A 15,887-nucleotide genomic window follows, 5' to 3' on the forward strand; every position below is an offset into this window, starting at 1 on the left:
GAACGCGCGTTTAGCGTACTAAACATGCGTTCAACCAGTCTCGGTTCCGAGGTCCCGCACCCCGACATGACCACCCGCGCGCGAGTGCGCGACGCGGCCATCACGGTGTTCGGCAATCATGGCTTCAGTACCGGAGTGCGGGCGATCGCCACCGCGGCCGGGGTATCGCCCGGCCTGGTGATCCACCATTTCGGATCGAAAGACGGCCTGCGCGCGGAATGCGACGAGCACGTCCTCCGCATCATCCGGGAACGGAAGGCGGAGGCGATCTCCACGCCCGGACCGGCGGGCGCCATGCAGGCTCTCGCCGACATCGAGCAGTACGCCCCACTCGTCGCGTACATCGTACGGAGTTTCCAGGCAGGCGGAGGTCTCGGCGAATCCCTCTTCGAGCACATGGTCGAGGACACCGAGGAATACCTCGCACTCGGAGTGGCGACGGGCAGGGTACGGCCCAGCCGCAACCCGCAGGCCCGGGCACGCTACCTCACCCTGTACAACGTCGGCGCCATGCTGCTGTACCTGCAGATGCGCGCCGACAAGGAAACCCCACTCGACTACGCCACCGCCATCCGCGACCTCGCCACCGACGTCACGCTGCCCGCCCTCGAGATGTACACCGAAGGCCTGCTGCCGGATTCGTCGACGCTCGACGCGTACCTGGCAACCGAAGACGGAGCCGCGCAGGCGGGCGCGGCGCCCGCCGAACAATCCGACTCCCCGAACTAGGAGCAGCTATGAGCGCGATCATCGAAGTGCGCAACCTGGTGAAGACGTTCGGACCGACCCGCGCGCTGGACGGACTCGACCTCGAGGTCGGCGAAGGGGAGGTGCACGGGTTCCTCGGGCCGAACGGGGCAGGCAAATCCACCACCATCCGCGTCCTCCTCGGCAGCCTCCATTCCGACAGCGGTGAGGCCACCGTCTTCGGCCGCGACCCCTGGCGTGACGCGGTGGCACTGCACCTCGACATGGCCTACGTCCCCGGCGACGTGACGCTGTGGCCGTCGTTGTCCGGCGGCGAGACCATCGACCTTCTCGCCCGGATGCGCGGCGGACTGGACGAGTCCCGCAAGCAGGAGTTGATCGAGCGTTTCGACCTCGACCCTCGGAAGAAGGGCCGGGCGTATTCGAAGGGCAATCGGCAGAAGGTGGCGTTGGTGTCGGCGTTCTCGTCGAACGCCCGCCTGCTTCTGCTCGACGAACCGACGTCGGGCCTGGATCCGTTGATGGAACAGGTTTTCCGTGAGTGCGTCGCCGAGGCCCGGGACCGCGGGGTGACGGTGCTGCTGTCCAGTCACATCCTGTCGGAGGTGGAGGCGCTGTGTGAGCGGGTCACCATCATCCGGTCGGGGCGGACCGTCGAATCCGGCACGCTGGCATCGATGCGGCACCTCAGCCGGACGTCGATCACCGCCGAACTTCTCGGCGACCCCGGCGATCTGAGCCGCATCGACGGTGTGGCGGACATCCAGCTCGACGGCTCGACGTTGCACTGCCAGGTTGACAGCGAACATCTCGGTGAGCTCATCCGGGTGCTCGGCGACACCGGTGTACGCAGCCTCGTCAGCCAGCCCCCGACCCTCGAAGAACTCTTCCTGCGGCACTACGAGATCGACGACGGCCCGACGGCGTCGTCTGACACGGTGGAGAAGGTGCGGGCATGACTACCGCAACGGTGTCCCGGTACCGGCCGGTGAAGCCGGCGCCGGTGTCTTCCTCGGATTTCACGGGGACGCTGCACTTTCTGCGGTTGTTTCTGCGCCGGGATCGGATCGCACTGCCGCTGTGGATCCTGATCTTCGCGTTCGCGCCCGCGCTGTACGTCACGAGCATCGCCGACATCTACACCTCCCCGGCCGACCTTGCGGAGTTCGCGGCCACCACGGCGGCCAGCCCCGCACAGATCGCCATGTACGGGCCGATCTTCAACTCCAGCCTCGGCTCGGTGGGCGTGTGGAAGGCCGGCATCTACTACTCGCTGATCGGGCTGGCGGTGATCTTGACGGTCATCCGGCACACCCGCGCCGAGGAGGAGACCGGCCGGGCCGAGCTTCTCGACTCCACCGCCGTCGGACGGTATTCAGGTCTGACCGCGGCGCTGATCCTCGCGGGCGGCGCCTCCGTCGTCACCGGGATTCTCTGTGCGGCAGCGTTACTCGCCCGAGACCTCCCGGTGGGCGGCTCGGTGGCCTTCGGGACGTCGCTGGCCTGCTCCGGTCTGGTGTTCACGGCGGTGGCGGCCGTCGCGGCCCAGGTCAGTACCGGTGCCCGCGTCGCGCGCGGCATCGCGTTGACGGTGCTCGGGGCCGCGTTCGCGTTGCGCGCGATCGGTGACGCCGGCAGCGGCACCCTGTCGTGGTTCTCGCCGCTCGGCTGGGCGTTGCAGATCCGTCCGTACGCCGACGAACGCTGGTGGGTCGTCATCCCCAGCCTCGTCACGGCGGCCGTACTCATCTGGGCGGCATACGCTCTCCTGCGCCGACGCGATGTCGGGGCCGGCCTGATCGCCGAACGACCCGGACCCACCGACGCATCGCCTGCGCTCGCCGGGACTCTGGGGCTGGCGTGGCGGATGCACCGCGGCACGCTCGCGGCCTGGACCGCCGGGCTCGGACTGTACGGCCTGCTGATAGGCAGCGCCGCCAAGGGCGTCGGCGGCCAGGTCGGCAACAGTCAGACGATCCGGGACATCATCCTGCGGATGGGTGGGTCGCAGTCGCTGGAGGAATCGTTCATCGGCTACGCGTTCACCATGCTCGCCATCGCGGCCGCGGCCTACGCGATCTCCGCGTCGCTGCGCCTGTATTCGGAGGAGAACGCCCAGCGTCTCGAACCCGTGACCGCCGGTTCCGTCGGCCGGGTCCGGTGGGCGTCGAGTCACATCCTGTTCGCGTTGCTGGGTCCGGCGGTCGCGATGGTGGTGGCCGGTGTGGCCGCCGGACTCACCTACGGTGCATCCGTCGGCGACGTGGGTGGGGCCCTGCCACGTGTGGTCGGGGCGGCGCTCGTGCAGCTTCCCGCGATCTGGATGCTGGCCGGAGTGACGGTCCTGCTGTTCGGTGTGGTTCCGCGGTTCACGCCGGTGGCGTGGGGAGTGCTCGTTGCGTTCCTGCTGATCTTCATGGTGGGGTCGATCGCGCAGTTCCCGCAGGCGGTGCTGAATCTCGAGCCGTTCAGCCACGCCACGAAGCTGCCGGGCGGTGAGTTCGAATGGGCGCCGATCGGGTGGCTGCTGCTGATCACGGCCGCGCTGATCGCGGTGGGTGTGGCGGCGTTCCGGCGGCGCGATCTGCGCTGATCCCCGGCCGGTGTGCACACTGAAGGCATGGCACGTGTGCACACCGGCGAGTCCGTCCTGGCCCGGACGGTGCGAATAGTCGAATCGTTCCGTTCGGACGATTCGTTGCTGACGGTGTCCGAGATCGCCCGCCGGGCCGGTCTCCACATCTCCACGACGTCGCGGCTGATCGACGAACTGGTCGGGTGCGGCTGGCTCGAGCGTGAGGACCGGAAGGTGCGGATCGGGGTGCGCCTGTGGGAGGTCGCGTCGCGGGCGTCCCCGACCCTCGGGCTCCGGGAAGCGGCGATGCCGTTCATGGAGGATCTGCACGCCGTCGTCGGGCAGCACACGCAACTCGGTGTCCTCGAAGGCGACGAGGTGTTGTTCATCGAGCGACTCACGGCGCCGGGCGCCGTGGTCAACTACACGCGCATCGCCGGCCGGATGCCGCTGCACGTCTCTTCGTCCGGGCTGATCCTGCTCGCGCACGGACCGTCGGAGCTCCAGGAACGGATCCTCGGGGAGCCGTTGAAGGTTTTCACCGACAAGACGATTCGTACCCCACGACAGTTGCGGGGTGTGCTGGCGGACGTGCGCCGACACGGCTACATCCTCTGTGCCGGTCACCTGTACCCGGACACGACGGGTGTTGCGGTTCCGGTGCGGGACGGCACCGGCAAGGTGGTCGCCGCGCTATCGGTCGTCGTGCCGAACGACGAGAAGGCGTACGCGCAGATCCCCGCGCTGCAGGCGGCCGCGAAGGGTATCACCCGGGTAATGGCGACCGCGTCGAAGTAGGCCCACTGCGGTGGACTATCCGCCCCGCCCGTGCCACGGTGGAAGCGGAACCACTTCTCCCGGAAAGCGCAGCGCCATGGAAAGCACCGCACAACCCAGCCCCCTGGAATGCCCGGACTGCCACGCCCTCACCGCGGATCTCGAGGCCCACAAACACTGGCATTCCCGGCTCGTGCACGACATCGCCACCGCGGTCGACAAGGACATGAACCGGCGGGCCCACACCTCCTGACTCAGTCGGCAGACACGGAGAGCACGACTTTTCCGCGCACCTGACCGTCGACGAGGCGCCGGAGTGCCGTGGCGGCCTCGCCCAGCGGGTACGTCCGCTCGACGACCGGTGTGACGTCTCCCGACTCGACGAGGTCGCGGAGCACGCGCAGGTCGGCGCCGTCCTCCTTCGAGACGAACACGCACAGTGTCTGACTCACGAAGGGGGACAGAGCGAGTGCGCGGAGTTGACGATCCGTGCCGCCCAGCCACCGTCCATCCGTTTCGCCGCCGACGATGACGAGTCTCCCGCGCGGAGTGAGGACCCGGCGCAGCCGCGACAGCGACGTGTTGCCGCCGATGTCGAGGACGACGTCGTAGCGTCGTCCGAGCCAGGTGACGTCGTCGACTGTGTAGTCGACGACGTGATCGGCGCCGATCGACCGGACCAGGTCGACCTTCGCGGTGCTGCACACGCCGGTGACCTCCGCGCCGTACGCCTTGGCGATCTGCACGGCGAACGTGCCCACGCCGCCGGAGGCGCCGAGGATCAGCACCGACTGCCCCGCCGCGACCCTGCCATGGTCGCGTACCGCCTGCAGCGCCGGGAGGCCGGAGATTGCGATCGCCGCGGCCTGCGCGAACGTCAGGTCGGCCGGCTTGTGTGCGAGTTTGGCCGCGGGCGCGCACGCGTACTCCGCGAACGCCCCGGTGCCGATGCCGAAGACGTCGTCGCCGGGCCGGAATCCGGTGACGCCGTCGCCGACCGCCTCGACGCGCCCGGCGAGGTCCATCCCGGGAACGGCGACCTTGGGCCTGCGGAAGCCGTACCCGGCGAGGCGCAACGGGTACGGGAGTCCGGTCACGAGGTGCGCCACGCCGCGATCGACACCCGCCGCGTGCACTCGGACCAGCACCTGGCCGGCGGCGGGAACGGGTACCGCGACATCCCGCAGTTCGAGGATCTCGGGCGGGCCGTAGACGTCCCGGACGACGGCCTTCATCGTGCCGCGTGGGTGCCTGGACGCGTCGGTGGGGCGTTCGGGTTCGGTCGGTGGCTCCATTGTCGGGCTCCGTTCGAGGGTGGGCCGGGTGCGCAATCCCCGACCTCTGATTACAGTGTAAGCTTACAATGTAAGTCTGATGCTTACAACGTAAACTTTCGCCGATGGAGAATGAGCGATGACAGAACCCCGTGTTCCCCTGACTCGGGAGCGGGTCCTGCGCGCCGCCGTCGATCTTGCCGACGACAGCGGTTTCGACGCCCTCACGATGCGCCGCATCGCGCAGACGCTCGGGGTGGAGGCGATGTCGCTGTACCGCCACGTGAAGAACAAGCCCGACCTCCTCGACGGCATGGTCGACGTCGTCTTCGGCGAGATCGACCTGCCGCAGACGGGGCTCGATTGGAAGACCGCGATGCGCCGGCGGGCGATCTCCGCGCGCGACGTGCTCGTGCGGCACCGCTGGGCCACCGTTCTGATGGAGTCCCGTGCGACGCCCGGCCCGGCAACGCTTCGTCACCACGACGCGGTGCTGGGGATTCTGCGGTCAGCGGGATTCTCCATCGAGTTTGCTGCACACGCCTTCTCGGTGCTGGACAGCTATATCTACGGGTTCGCGATGCAGGAAGCGAGTCTGCCGTTCGGCTCGTCCGGCGAACTCGCCGACGTCGCGACGGCGATCCTGGGGAGTGTCCGGGCCGACGAGTACCCACACCTTGCCGAGTTCGTGACGGAGCACGCGATGGCTCCCGGATACGAATTCGGCGACGAGTACGAGTACGGACTCGATCTCGTCCTGGACGGACTCGCGCGGGCTGTTCTGTGCGCTGAGTGACCCCGGTTACGTGTCGACTTTCAACTATTGAAAATGCTCTGGCGGCTCGGCCCCCGGTCGGAAGATCCTCGAACAAACGCGAGATCGAGGAGTCGAAATGCCACAGAACCCGGTTTCTTCCGGTGCGCCGGCGGACGCGGCGCTGCGAGTTGTCGCCAAAGAGGTTGTCGCGGAGGGCGTCGTCGCGCTGACGTTGCGGCACCCGGACGGCCGGCGGCTGCCGGACTGGGCGCCCGGAGCCCACATCGACCTGATGCTCCCGAACGGGCTCACCCGCCAGTACTCGCTGTGCGGCGACCGTTGGGACGCGCACACCTACCGGGTCGGGGTGCTGCGGGAACCCGCCGGCCGCGGCGGGTCCGCGTACGTCCACGACGAACTGGCCGAAGGCGACCTCGTCGGGGTAGGCGGCCCGCGCAACAACTTCCCGCTCGTCCCCGCGCCGAGGTACCTGTTCGTCGCCGGCGGCATCGGAATCACCCCGCTGCTGCCGATGATCCGCCAGGCGGAACTGATGGGAATCGACTGGCAACTCCTGTACGGCGGGCGCACCCGGACGTCCATGGCGTTCCGGGACGAACTCGCCGGCTACGGCGACCGGGTGGTCGTCGTGCCCCGGGACGAGCAGGGCCATCCCGACCTGCCCGCGTATCTCGCCGCGGCCGCCGCCGCCCAGGCGAAGGTCTACGTGTGCGGACCCGGCCCGCTACTTGCGGCCGTCGAAAGCTGTTGCGCCGACTGGCGTGTGGGCTCGCTACGGACCGAGCGTTTCGTGCCGCAGGACCGGGGCGCGCCGCTGCGCGACGAACCGTTCGAGGTGGAACTCGCGCGCTCCGGCCTCGCGGTGACGGTGACTCCCGGCGCCAGCGTCCTCGACGCGGTTCAGGCGGCCGGGGTCAACGTCCTGTCGTCGTGCCGCGAGGGCACGTGCGGGACCTGTGAGACCACCGTCCTCGCCGGCGTCCCCGACCACCGCGATTCCGTCCTCGACGACGACGATCGATCCGCAGGCGACTGCATGCTCATCTGCGTCTCACGGTCGTGTTCCGACCGTCTCGTGCTCGACCTCTGACACACCCACACGTGACACACCCAGCGAAGGGATTTTCCGTGACGATGTTCGCCCCTGCCCCCGCGTTGCCCGTCAGCGACGCCGACCCGTTCGCTCTCGACGTCCTGCAGGACCCGTTGCCGTTCCAGGCAGACCTGCGGGACGCGGGCCCGGTCGTGTACCTGCGGCGCTACGACGTCTTCGCGCTCGGCCGCTACGAGCAGGTCCATGCCGCGCTGACCGACTGGCAGTCGTTCCACTCCGCCGCCGGGGTCGGGTTGAGCAACTTCCGGTACGAGACCCCGTGGCGGCCCCCGAGCATCCTGCTCGAGGCCGACCCACCGCACCACGACGCGCCGCGAGCGGTGCTGAGCAAGATTCTGGGTCCGCGCGCACTGCAGAAGCTCAGGGCGTCGTGGATTCAGGACGCAGACATTCTTGTCGACCAGTTGCTCTCGAACGCAACCGAATTCGACGCGGTCACCGACCTCGCTGCCGCGTTCCCGCTGCGGGTCTTCCCGGACGCCGTCGGCATCTCCGGCACCGGACGGGAGAACCTGCTGCCGTACGGGGACCACGCCTTCAATGCGTTCGGTCCGGTCAACAGCCTGGTGGAGAAGGGGGCGCCCCGGGTGGCCGAACTGTCCGGCTGGGTCGACGAGCAGTGCGCCCGCGACGCGCTCACCGGCGACGGCTTCGGTGCGCAGATCTGGGCGGCGGCCGACCGCGGCGACATCACGTACAAGCAGGCGCCGCTCGCCGTGCGCTCGCTGCTGACGGCAGGCGTGGATACCACGGTCAACGGGCTCGCGGCCGTGCTCTACGCGTTCGCGCGGCATCCGGAGCAGTGGGCGAGGCTGCGCGAGAATCGCACGCTGGCCCGGACGGCGTTCGACGAGGCCGTGCGGTGGGAGTCACCGGTCCAGACGTTTTTCCGCACGGCCACGAGTGACGTCGAGATCGGCGGCACGGTGATCCCCGACGGCAGGAAGATTCTGATGTTCCTCGGCGCCGCGAACCGTGATCCGCGCAGGTGGGACGATCCGGACGCGTTCGATCTCCGCCGGAATCCGTCCGGGCACGTGGGGTACGGAATGGGCATCCACCAGTGCGTCGGCCAGCATGTCGCGCGCCTCGAATCGGAGGCGTTGCTGACGGCGCTGGCCTCCCGGGTGGAGTCGCTGGAGATCGCCGGGCCGGTGCGCCGTCACCTCAACAACACGCTGCGGTCGTGGGAATCGGTGCCGGTGCGGGTGCGGCTCGGCTGACCATACGTACGTATGTATTGACGGTGCCCGGTCAGTCGTGGCTGGTTACGACGTGTCGGCGGCGGACTCGTCGATGTCGAAGAGTTCGCCGATCAGGCCGCCCAGGAATCGCCGGTGCTGCGAGGACACCTCGGCCGCCGCTTCTCCGTCCCGGGTTGCGCACAGGTCGATCAATTTGTCGTGGTGCTGGATCGCGTCCTGCCAGCCGCGGAGGCTGGAGAACTTGCGGTAGTAGATCCGGTGGATCTGGGGGTGCACCTGGTGCATGAGCCGCTTGAGCAACGGGTTGGCGGCCGCCTCGACGATGATGCCGTGAAGGGTGTCGTCCGCGGCGAGAGCGGCACCGATGTCGTTGGCCTTGATCGCCTGCGCGAGGTCGTCGTTGGCGCTGCGCATCACGGCGATCATGTCGTCGGTGAGGTTGGGAACCCCCGTCTTCACGGCCAGTTGGTCCAGAACTTCCATCACTGCGAGCGTTGATTCGACGTCGGCGCGGTTCAGCGGGGTGATCCGGGTGAAGGCGGCGGGTTTGGCCTCGACGAGTCCGGTGTCGATCAGCCGTGCAAGCGCCTCGCGGACCGGGGTCCGGCTCAAGCCCAGATGTTCAGCCAGCTCGCTGTCTTTGACCTTGGATCCGGGCGCGAGCTCACCGGTGACGATCGCGTCGCAGATCCGCTCGAACGCGACGTCGCTCATGCGAGGGCGCTCCACCGGATTATCACGCAACATACTGGATACTGTAACGCTGCACGATGCGCGCTCCTGGGGCCGCGTGGGCGCGGGCCGGGCACCATGCCGCGAAGGTATCGAGAACGTCTTCCTTCGGCCAACCAATATATTGGATGTGGTGTACTGTTCGACGGGCAGCGATCGACCTCAGTAGAACGGCGAATAGGTGCTGGTGGAAAAGTTGAGCGAGTGCGATGTGCGGATCGAGCACGACTCGATCGGAGATCTGGCGGTGCCGGCGCGGGCGTACTACGGCGTCCACACCGCCCGTGCGAGGGACAACTTCGCCATCACGGGGTCTGTGATCGGCCAGTACCCGGCGCTCGTCGCGTCGCTGGCGACGGTGAAACAGGCGGCCTGCCAAGCTAATCGAGACCTAGGTCTCATCGACGACCGGCGCGCCGATGCCATTGTGGCCGCGTGCGCGGAGATTCGGGCTGGGGCGCTGCTCGACCAGTTTCCGATCGACCCGATCCAGGGCGGTGCGGGTACGTCGTCGAACATGAACGCCAACGAGGTGATCGCGAATCGTGCACTCGAGATCCTGGGATTCGGTCGCGGCGCCTACTCCGAGCTCGACCCGCTCACCCACGTGAACCTGGGGCAGTCCACCAACGACGTGTACCCGACCGCGATCAAGCTCGCGCTGGTCGAACACCTCCGGCTGCTGATCGCGTCGCTCGGCCGGCTCGCAGAGTCGTTCGACCGCAAAGCGATCGAGTTCGACGACGTCGTCAAGATGGGGCGTACCCAGCTTCAGGACGCGGTACCGATGACCCTGGGGCAGGAGTTCGCCGCCTACTCGATCATGTTGAACGAAGACTGCGCCCGGCTCTCCGAGGGCGTCCTGCTGCTGCTCGAATCCAACCTCGGTGGCACCGCCATCGGCACCGGGATCAACGGTCATCCCGAGTATTCGGCGCTCGCCTGCAACTACTTACGCGAGTTGACCGGCGAACCGGTCGTGCCGGCAGGCAACCTCGTCGAGGCAACTCAGGACTGTGGAGCATTCGTGCAGGTCTCCGGCATCCTCAAACGCGTCGCCGTGAAACTGTCCAAGACGTGCAACGATCTGCGGCTCACCTCCTCGGGGCCGACGGCAGGGCTCGGTGAGATCAATCTGCCTCCGGCTCAGGCAGGTTCGTCGATCATGCCCGGCAAGGTGAATCCGGTCATCCCCGAGATGGTCAACCAGGTCGCGTTCGAGGTGATCGGCAACGATCTCACGGTCACGATGGCGGCCGAGGGCGGGCAGCTCCAGCTCAACGCATTCGAGCCGGTCATCGTCTACAGCCTGTTGCGTTCGACGACGCACCTGGCCGCGGCGGCAGACACCCTGGCCGTCAAGTGCGTCGACGGGATCACCGCCAACCGCGACCACCTCGAGCAGGGCGTGCGGCGCTCGATCGGCATCGTCACCGCGCTTTCACCGTTCATCGGGTACACCGCCAGCGCGGACATCGCCAAGCGGGCCCTCGCGACCGGGGCCTACGTCGGCGACCTCGCCGTCGAAGACGGCCTGCTCACCCAGGCGCAGGTCGACGACATCCTGTCGCCCCGGCGTCTCGCCGGCCTGCTCACCGCGCCCACCGTGGATCGCGAATTCACCGCCCTCGACCCGGTCGGCGGCGTCCCCGCGCACTGACCGACGAATCCACCCGCACTATCGAGAGAAACGAGAAACGGATGACCCTCACACCTCCGGCGCACGCCGTCGTGGTCCCCGCGGCACATGCGCGCTCCTGGCTCCTGGTCGCGGGCTCGCGCCCGGAAGAGTTCGCCGCAGCCACGAACTCGGCGGCCGACGCAGTCATCTTCGACCTCGAGGACGGCGTCGTTCCGGCGTCGAAAACGCGGGCCCGCGACCATGTGGCCGGCTTCCTCGCCGGTGGGGGTGCCGGGTGGGTGCGCATCAACAATGTCACCACCGCGGACTGGGCCGAGGATCTGGATGCGATCCGCGGGCTCCCCGGCCTGCGTGGCGTGATGCTCGCCAAGACCGAATCCGCGGACCACGTCGACCGCACGGCCGCCGAGCTGCCGCAGACGCCGATCCTCGCCCTGGTCGAATCGGCGCGTGGTGTCGAATTCGCCTTCGATATCGCCTCGGCGGACTCGACGACCCGAATAGCGTTCGGCACCGGCGACTTCCGCCGGGATACCGGCGCCGGCGATGCCCCCGACGCCCTGGCGTACGCGCGGGGACGACTCGTCGTCGCGAGCCGCGCCGCCGGGATCGCCGGACCCATCGACGGCCCGTGCCTGACGGGCGAACCTGATCTCACCGACGCCCTGGCCGTCACCAGGACGATGGGCATGACCGGCAAGCTCTGCATGCGTGCCGGTGACACGGCGACCGTCAATCGTGCACTGTCCCCGCAACGCACCGACGTGGAATGGGCCACCGAGGTCATCGCACAACTCGGCGCACAGGGCGAGAACGTCGCCGACGGCAGCGACCTCCCCAAACTCGCGCGCGCCCTGAGGATCACCCACCTGGCCGACGTCTTCTCGGTGTCGGCGTGAGATTGTCGTCCGTCGACTCCGACCAGTCCCGGTCGCGGGTGTAGAGCAGTTCCGCAGCGCGCACGGCGAGCCAGAGTTCGGACAGTGAATTGGTGTCCGCAAGGTCGCGGGACGTCAGCGCCTCGACCTTGCGGATGCGGTACATGACCGTCTGCCGGTGAATGTGCATCGCTTGCGCCGTCTGCTGCCACGACCGCTGGTTCTGCAGGAAGGCGTCGAGCGTTTCGACGAGCCGCGAGTTGTGCTGTTCGTCGTAGTCCAGAACCGGGCGCAGGATCCTGTCCACCAGGGTTTGTGCGTCGGCCACGCTCGACAGTCCGACCCACGGGACGGCGCTGCCGTATCGGGATGCGATCGTCTCGCGGCGTTCGGCGATCGACAGTGCCCACAGGGCCTCCCGGGCCGCATCCTGAAAACGTGCGAGGGACCCGAGGGTTCGGCTGATGCCGATGCGGGCGGTCGGGCCCAGCGCGCGGGACAGCACCGTGTCGGTGTCCGGGCCGTCCGGCACGAGGACGTGCGCGGTACCCATGCGCACCAGGCACAGATACGGAAGGGTGTTCCGCCACAGCGAATTGTGCAGTTCGAGCATCCGTTCCGGCTCTTCGCTGCGCGCCGCCACCAGCACGGCCGACTCGGGTGTCAGCCCCAGCTCGGCGAGCTGGGCGGTGACCCCGGAGATGTCCATGCGGCCCTCCAGCATCTGCGTGAGAAGCCCCGCACCGTAGCGGCGTTCGTGCTCGAGCATCAACTGTGTCTGGGACAGCTCGATGGCGACCACCGTGGCGGCATGCTGGAGCTGGATCGGGTCGACCCCGACCTTCGGGTCACTGAGCGTCACCAGTGCGGCACCGGAGTGCCGGGGAATGCCGGTGAGCATTGCGGCCCGGTTGCCGACCGACGGAAGTCCGTATGCGCCGCCCGTCACATTCTTCGACGCCTCGGACAACGCCACCACGGCGTCGCTGAGCGTCGGATCCAGCGGCTGTGTGCCGGGAAACCAGGGCTCCCCGGTGGCGCGGTCGCATACCTGAATCTCGCAACCCAGTTCGCGCGCGAGTGCGGACAGGAGGTCGGCGGGCGCGTCGCCGCGGGCGGTGTGCCGGCGAATCAGGTCGTAGATGCGGACGGTGCGACCGAGTCGTTGTGACTGGTCGACAAGGGTGGCCTCGGCCACCGCCCGGGAGATGGCGACGAAGGGGAGTGGGTACCGGATCCACAGGACCGGGAAGCCCAGTTCGTCGCTGGTGCGCGTGAATGCCGCCGTCAGCCGCGGGCAGTACATGTTCTCGCCGATGCCCAGCCCGGCCACCCCGGCGCCCGCGAGGTGCCGGACCAGATCCGCCTGGTCTTTCGCCGACTTCGGGAAAGACATGCCGTTGGTCATCAGGAACTCGCCGCCGGTGACCCAGCGCCACGGTTCGGGCAGGTCGGACGTGTGGGTCCAGGTGACCTCGCGACCGAGGCCGGACGCCCCGGAATATACGTCCAGGCGCAGATGCGGGATCTCGACCAGCTCACCGACGGTGATGGCCACGGAACCTCCTCTGCGTCAATGCCCAATCATGTTTGTGCGATCGAATAAAGCGTAACCACCGGTTTTGCGCATTGGCTACTCGTGCTGCGCCGGAATGGCCAGGCAGTCTGTGTTGGACGTCACAACCGGCAGCACCCGCACTTGATCCAGTCCAGGAGCCCCAATGACAACTACCGGTCATCTCATAGACGATGCACCGCTAACTTCCTTCCACAAGAAGCTGACGGCGTTCTCGTCCGGCGGGCCGTTCATCGACGGCTTCGCGTTGTCGATCATCGGCGTCGCGCTCATCACCCTCGAACCGGCCATGGATCTCAGCGCCACCGAGATCGGTCTCATCGGCGCGGCCAGCCTGGTCGGCATCTTCGTCGGCGGCGGTGTGTTCGGGTACGTGACGGACAAGATCGGCCGGCACGTCATGTACATCGCCGACCTCGTCGCGCTCGCCGTGTTCTCCGTCCTCTCCGCGTTCTGCGGTGAGGCGTGGCAGATCATCCTGCTGCGATTCCTGCTGGGTGTGGCCATCGGCGCCGACTATCCGATCGCCACGTCGCTGCTCGCCGAGTTCCTGCCGAAACGGCAGCGTGGCCGACTGCTGGGCGCCATGTTCGTGGTGTGGGCCGTCGGCGCCGCGGCCGCGTACGTGGTCGGTTTCTCCGCGAGAGGACTCGGACCCGACGCGTGGCGCTTCCTGCTGGCGAGCCCGGCGATCTTCGCGATCATCACGCTGCTCGCCCGGATGGGCACCCCGGAGTCGCCCCGCTGGCTGATGAGCAAGGGGCGGATGGCGGAGGCCGACGCGTCCATCAAGCGCGTCTTCGGCGAGCAGTACGGCGTCGCCGACCTTCCCGAGGAACCCGTCGTCAGCACGTCCTTCTTCCGGGTGTTCCAGAAGCCCTACCTGCGCCGCACCATCTTCGTGGCGATCTTCTGGACGGCCCAGGTGATCCCGCTGTTCGCGGTGTACACGTTCGCCCCCGACCTTCTCGAGTCCTTCGGGCTGTACGGCGACGCCAACCTGTACGGCGGTTCGCTGATCATCGCGATCCTGTTCGTGGTCGGCGGCATACCCGGACTGTGGCTGGTGGAGAAGATCGGCCGCCGGAAGCTGCTGATCTGTTCGTTCGCGATCATCGTCGTCGCGCTCGCCGTGCCCGCGCTGATTCCCGACGTCTCGGCGAAGATCTTCTTCCTCGCGCTTGCGGTGTTCGCCATCAGCTCCGGTGCCTCGAGCTTCCTCGAGGTGGTCTACCCGAACGAGTTGTTCCCCACCGAGGTCCGGGCCACCGCCGTCGGCATGGGCACGGCGATCAGCCGGATCGGCTCTGCCGCAGGCACCTATCTGATGCCGATGGCGCTGGTGACGTTCGGGGCCGGCGGGGCGTTGATGATCGGCGCGGTGGTCAGCCTGGTCGGCCTCGTCGCGTCCCTCTTCCTCGCACCGGAGACCCGCGGCGCGTCGCTGTCGGACACCGCGTCGAAAACCGAGTCGGAAGAAGTAGAGAAGTCCGTCGATCCCGACCCGGCGCCCGTGACGCGCGCCTGACCTGACAAGAACCTTCCCGAGTACAGGAGAGACAGCCATGCCCCAGCCCAGAGAGACCCTCGTCGGTGCACTGCCCGCAACCCAGGTTCCCCGTTACGCCGGCAAGGGCACGTTCGCCCGCATCGCCGACATCCACGAGGTCGACGACTACGACATCGCGATCCTCGGTGTCCCCTTCGACGGCGGCACGTCGTACCGGCCCGGCGCCCGGTTCGGCCCGATGGCCGTCCGGCAGGCGGCGCGGGCACTGCGCCCCGGCTATCACGTCGAACTCGGCGTCGCACCGCTCGAAGAAGTGCAGGTCGTCGACGCCGGCGACGTGACGGTGACGCCGTACGACATCGGCGAGGCCTGCCGGCAGATCGAGGCACACGCCGCCGAGATTCTCGGCGGCGGCGACCGGAAGATCGTCTCGATCGGCGGCGACCACACGATCGCCCTGCCGAATCTGCGGGCCCTGCACGCCCAGCACGGACCGATCGCCCTGGTGCACTTCGACGCTCACCTCGACACCTGGGACACCTACTTCAGTCAGCCGGTGACGCACGGGACGATCTTCCGGCGCGCATTCGAAGAGGGTCTTCTCGTCGAGGACCACTCCATTCACGTCGGAATCCGCGGTCCGATCTACGACCAGGCCGACCTGAACGACGACGCGCGGATGGGATTCCGGATCATCCGCGCGGGCGATCTGGACGTGATGGGCATCGAGGCGGCCGTCGACGTCGTCCGCCGGCGTGTCGGTGACGTGCCGGTGTACGTGTCGATCGACATCGACGTCCTCGACCCCGCATTCGCCCCCGGAACCGGCACGCCGGAAGCAGGTGGCCTGACATCCCGCGAACTGCTCCGGATGCTGCGCCAGCTGACCGGGCTCAACGTCGTCGGCGCCGACGTCGTCGAGGTGGCCCCGGCCTATGATCACGCCGAAATCACCTGTGTCGCAGCCGCTACCGTGGTATTCGACCTCGTGTCGCTCATGGTCGCGGGTTCACAGCGCGACACCGTGTCCGCGGCGGCCGAAGCCATCGGTGCGTCGGTGCCGAGTTACTGAACATCCTGAATCTCTCAGCGTCCCGACGAAGCGGTGCCCCGGAGAC

Annotated in this window: 15 protein-coding genes; 12 read left to right on the top strand and 3 right to left on the bottom strand. The window is 68.0% G+C overall.

What is annotated here, in order from left to right:
• The first annotated feature begins 24 nt into the window (after positions 1 to 24).
• From ACFTZB_RS16230 to ACFTZB_RS16250, 5 genes are all read left to right on the top strand, one after another.
• Entirely contained in the window at positions 25 to 729 is a 705-nt protein-coding gene (locus tag ACFTZB_RS16230; RefSeq protein WP_378432903.1) for a TetR family transcriptional regulator, read from the top strand.
• A gap of 8 nt (positions 730 to 737) precedes the next feature.
• Positions 738 to 1,667: an ATP-binding cassette domain-containing protein gene (locus tag ACFTZB_RS16235; RefSeq protein WP_378432905.1), complete on the top strand. Its 930-nt coding sequence runs from the start codon at positions 738 to 740 to the stop codon at positions 1,665 to 1,667.
• On the top strand, positions 1,664 to 3,301 hold the full coding sequence (locus tag ACFTZB_RS16240) for an ABC transporter permease (protein WP_378432907.1): 1,638 nt from the start codon (positions 1,664 to 1,666) through the stop codon (positions 3,299 to 3,301). The genes ACFTZB_RS16235 and ACFTZB_RS16240 overlap by 4 nt, the downstream gene beginning before the upstream one ends.
• 27 nt (positions 3,302 to 3,328) lie before the next feature.
• Positions 3,329 to 4,081 carry an IclR family transcriptional regulator gene (locus tag ACFTZB_RS16245; RefSeq protein WP_378432908.1) on the top strand — a complete coding sequence of 251 codons (753 nt, stop codon included), beginning with the start codon at positions 3,329 to 3,331 and terminating at the stop codon, positions 4,079 to 4,081.
• 76 nt (positions 4,082 to 4,157) lie between these two features.
• On the top strand, positions 4,158 to 4,313 hold the full coding sequence (locus ACFTZB_RS16250) for a hypothetical protein (RefSeq protein WP_378432909.1): 156 nt from the start codon (positions 4,158 to 4,160) through the stop codon (positions 4,311 to 4,313).
• A 1-nt stretch (position 4,314) separates the two neighbouring features.
• Here ACFTZB_RS16250 and ACFTZB_RS16255 read toward each other — a convergent pair whose 3' ends face one another.
• On the bottom strand, positions 4,315 to 5,355 hold the full coding sequence (locus ACFTZB_RS16255) for an NAD(P)-dependent alcohol dehydrogenase (protein WP_378432910.1): 1,041 nt from the start codon (positions 5,353 to 5,355) through the stop codon (positions 4,315 to 4,317).
• Between the two features lie 118 nt (positions 5,356 to 5,473).
• Here ACFTZB_RS16255 and ACFTZB_RS16260 point away from each other — a divergent pair, with 118 nt between their 5' ends.
• The 3 genes from ACFTZB_RS16260 (at position 5,474) to ACFTZB_RS16270 (ending at position 8,449) form a co-directional block, all read left to right on the top strand.
• On the top strand, positions 5,474 to 6,130 hold the full coding sequence (locus ACFTZB_RS16260) for a TetR/AcrR family transcriptional regulator (RefSeq protein WP_378432911.1): 657 nt from the start codon (positions 5,474 to 5,476) through the stop codon (positions 6,128 to 6,130).
• 97 nt (positions 6,131 to 6,227) lie between these two features.
• Positions 6,228 to 7,202: a PDR/VanB family oxidoreductase gene (locus tag ACFTZB_RS16265; protein WP_378432912.1), complete on the top strand. Its 975-nt coding sequence runs from the start codon at positions 6,228 to 6,230 to the stop codon at positions 7,200 to 7,202.
• Between the two features lie 44 nt (positions 7,203 to 7,246).
• The gene (locus ACFTZB_RS16270) at positions 7,247 to 8,449 is read left to right on the top strand and encodes a cytochrome P450 (RefSeq protein WP_378432924.1); all 1,203 of its coding nucleotides are present in this window, start codon (positions 7,247 to 7,249) and stop codon (positions 8,447 to 8,449) included.
• 45 nt (positions 8,450 to 8,494) lie between these two features.
• Here ACFTZB_RS16270 and ACFTZB_RS16275 read toward each other — a convergent pair whose 3' ends face one another.
• On the bottom strand, positions 8,495 to 9,145 hold the full coding sequence (locus ACFTZB_RS16275) for a GntR family transcriptional regulator (RefSeq protein ID WP_378432914.1): 651 nt from the start codon (positions 9,143 to 9,145) through the stop codon (positions 8,495 to 8,497).
• Positions 9,146 to 9,374: 229 nt separating this feature from the next.
• Here ACFTZB_RS16275 and ACFTZB_RS16280 point away from each other — a divergent pair, with 229 nt between their 5' ends.
• Both ACFTZB_RS16280 and ACFTZB_RS16285 read left to right on the top strand, forming a co-directional pair.
• Entirely contained in the window at positions 9,375 to 10,823 is a 1,449-nt protein-coding gene (locus ACFTZB_RS16280) for an aspartate ammonia-lyase (RefSeq protein ID WP_378432926.1), read from the top strand.
• Between the two features lie 41 nt (positions 10,824 to 10,864).
• On the top strand, positions 10,865 to 11,704 hold the full coding sequence (locus tag ACFTZB_RS16285) for an HpcH/HpaI aldolase/citrate lyase family protein (protein ID WP_378432915.1): 840 nt from the start codon (positions 10,865 to 10,867) through the stop codon (positions 11,702 to 11,704).
• On the opposite strand, the gene ACFTZB_RS16290 is transcribed toward ACFTZB_RS16285, so the two are convergent.
• Positions 11,667 to 13,241 carry a PucR family transcriptional regulator gene (locus tag ACFTZB_RS16290; protein WP_378432916.1) on the bottom strand — a complete coding sequence of 525 codons (1,575 nt, stop codon included), beginning with the start codon at positions 13,239 to 13,241 and terminating at the stop codon, positions 11,667 to 11,669. The genes ACFTZB_RS16285 and ACFTZB_RS16290 overlap by 38 nt on opposite strands.
• Positions 13,242 to 13,404: 163 nt before the next feature.
• Here ACFTZB_RS16290 and ACFTZB_RS16295 point away from each other — a divergent pair, with 163 nt between their 5' ends.
• Both ACFTZB_RS16295 and speB read left to right on the top strand, forming a co-directional pair.
• A complete protein-coding gene (locus ACFTZB_RS16295) occupies positions 13,405 to 14,787 on the top strand; it encodes an MFS transporter (RefSeq protein ID WP_378432917.1) in 1,383 nt (460 codons plus the stop codon).
• A gap of 37 nt (positions 14,788 to 14,824) precedes the next feature.
• A complete protein-coding gene (gene speB, locus ACFTZB_RS16300; RefSeq protein ID WP_378432918.1) occupies positions 14,825 to 15,841 on the top strand; it encodes an agmatinase in 1,017 nt (338 codons plus the stop codon).
• The last annotated feature ends 46 nt before the right edge of the window (positions 15,842 to 15,887 follow it).

The sequence above is a fragment of the Rhodococcus sp. NPDC057014 genome, assembly GCF_042673295.1.
GTDB lineage: Bacteria > Actinomycetota > Actinomycetes > Mycobacteriales > Mycobacteriaceae > Rhodococcus_F.

Excerpts from the sequence above, each read along its gene's own strand:
- ACFTZB_RS16230 (WP_378432903.1), top strand. The coding sequence starts at position 25 with ATGCGTTCAACCAGTCTCGGTTCCGAGGTCCCGCACCCCGACATGACC.
- ACFTZB_RS16235 (WP_378432905.1), top strand. The coding sequence starts at position 738 with ATGAGCGCGATCATCGAAGTGCGCAACCTGGTGAAGACGTTCGGACCG.
- ACFTZB_RS16240 (WP_378432907.1), top strand. The coding sequence starts at position 1,664 with ATGACTACCGCAACGGTGTCCCGGTACCGGCCGGTGAAGCCGGCGCCG.
- ACFTZB_RS16245 (WP_378432908.1), top strand. The coding sequence starts at position 3,329 with ATGGCACGTGTGCACACCGGCGAGTCCGTCCTGGCCCGGACGGTGCGA.
- ACFTZB_RS16250 (WP_378432909.1), top strand. The coding sequence starts at position 4,158 with ATGGAAAGCACCGCACAACCCAGCCCCCTGGAATGCCCGGACTGCCAC.
- ACFTZB_RS16255 (WP_378432910.1), bottom strand. The coding sequence starts at position 5,355 with ATGGAGCCACCGACCGAACCCGAACGCCCCACCGACGCGTCCAGGCAC.
- ACFTZB_RS16260 (WP_378432911.1), top strand. The coding sequence starts at position 5,474 with ATGACAGAACCCCGTGTTCCCCTGACTCGGGAGCGGGTCCTGCGCGCC.
- ACFTZB_RS16265 (WP_378432912.1), top strand. The coding sequence starts at position 6,228 with ATGCCACAGAACCCGGTTTCTTCCGGTGCGCCGGCGGACGCGGCGCTG.
- ACFTZB_RS16270 (WP_378432924.1), top strand. The coding sequence starts at position 7,247 with ATGTTCGCCCCTGCCCCCGCGTTGCCCGTCAGCGACGCCGACCCGTTC.
- ACFTZB_RS16275 (WP_378432914.1), bottom strand. The coding sequence starts at position 9,145 with ATGAGCGACGTCGCGTTCGAGCGGATCTGCGACGCGATCGTCACCGGT.
- ACFTZB_RS16285 (WP_378432915.1), top strand. The coding sequence starts at position 10,865 with ATGACCCTCACACCTCCGGCGCACGCCGTCGTGGTCCCCGCGGCACAT.
- ACFTZB_RS16295 (WP_378432917.1), top strand. The coding sequence starts at position 13,405 with ATGACAACTACCGGTCATCTCATAGACGATGCACCGCTAACTTCCTTC.
- speB (WP_378432918.1), top strand. The coding sequence starts at position 14,825 with ATGCCCCAGCCCAGAGAGACCCTCGTCGGTGCACTGCCCGCAACCCAG.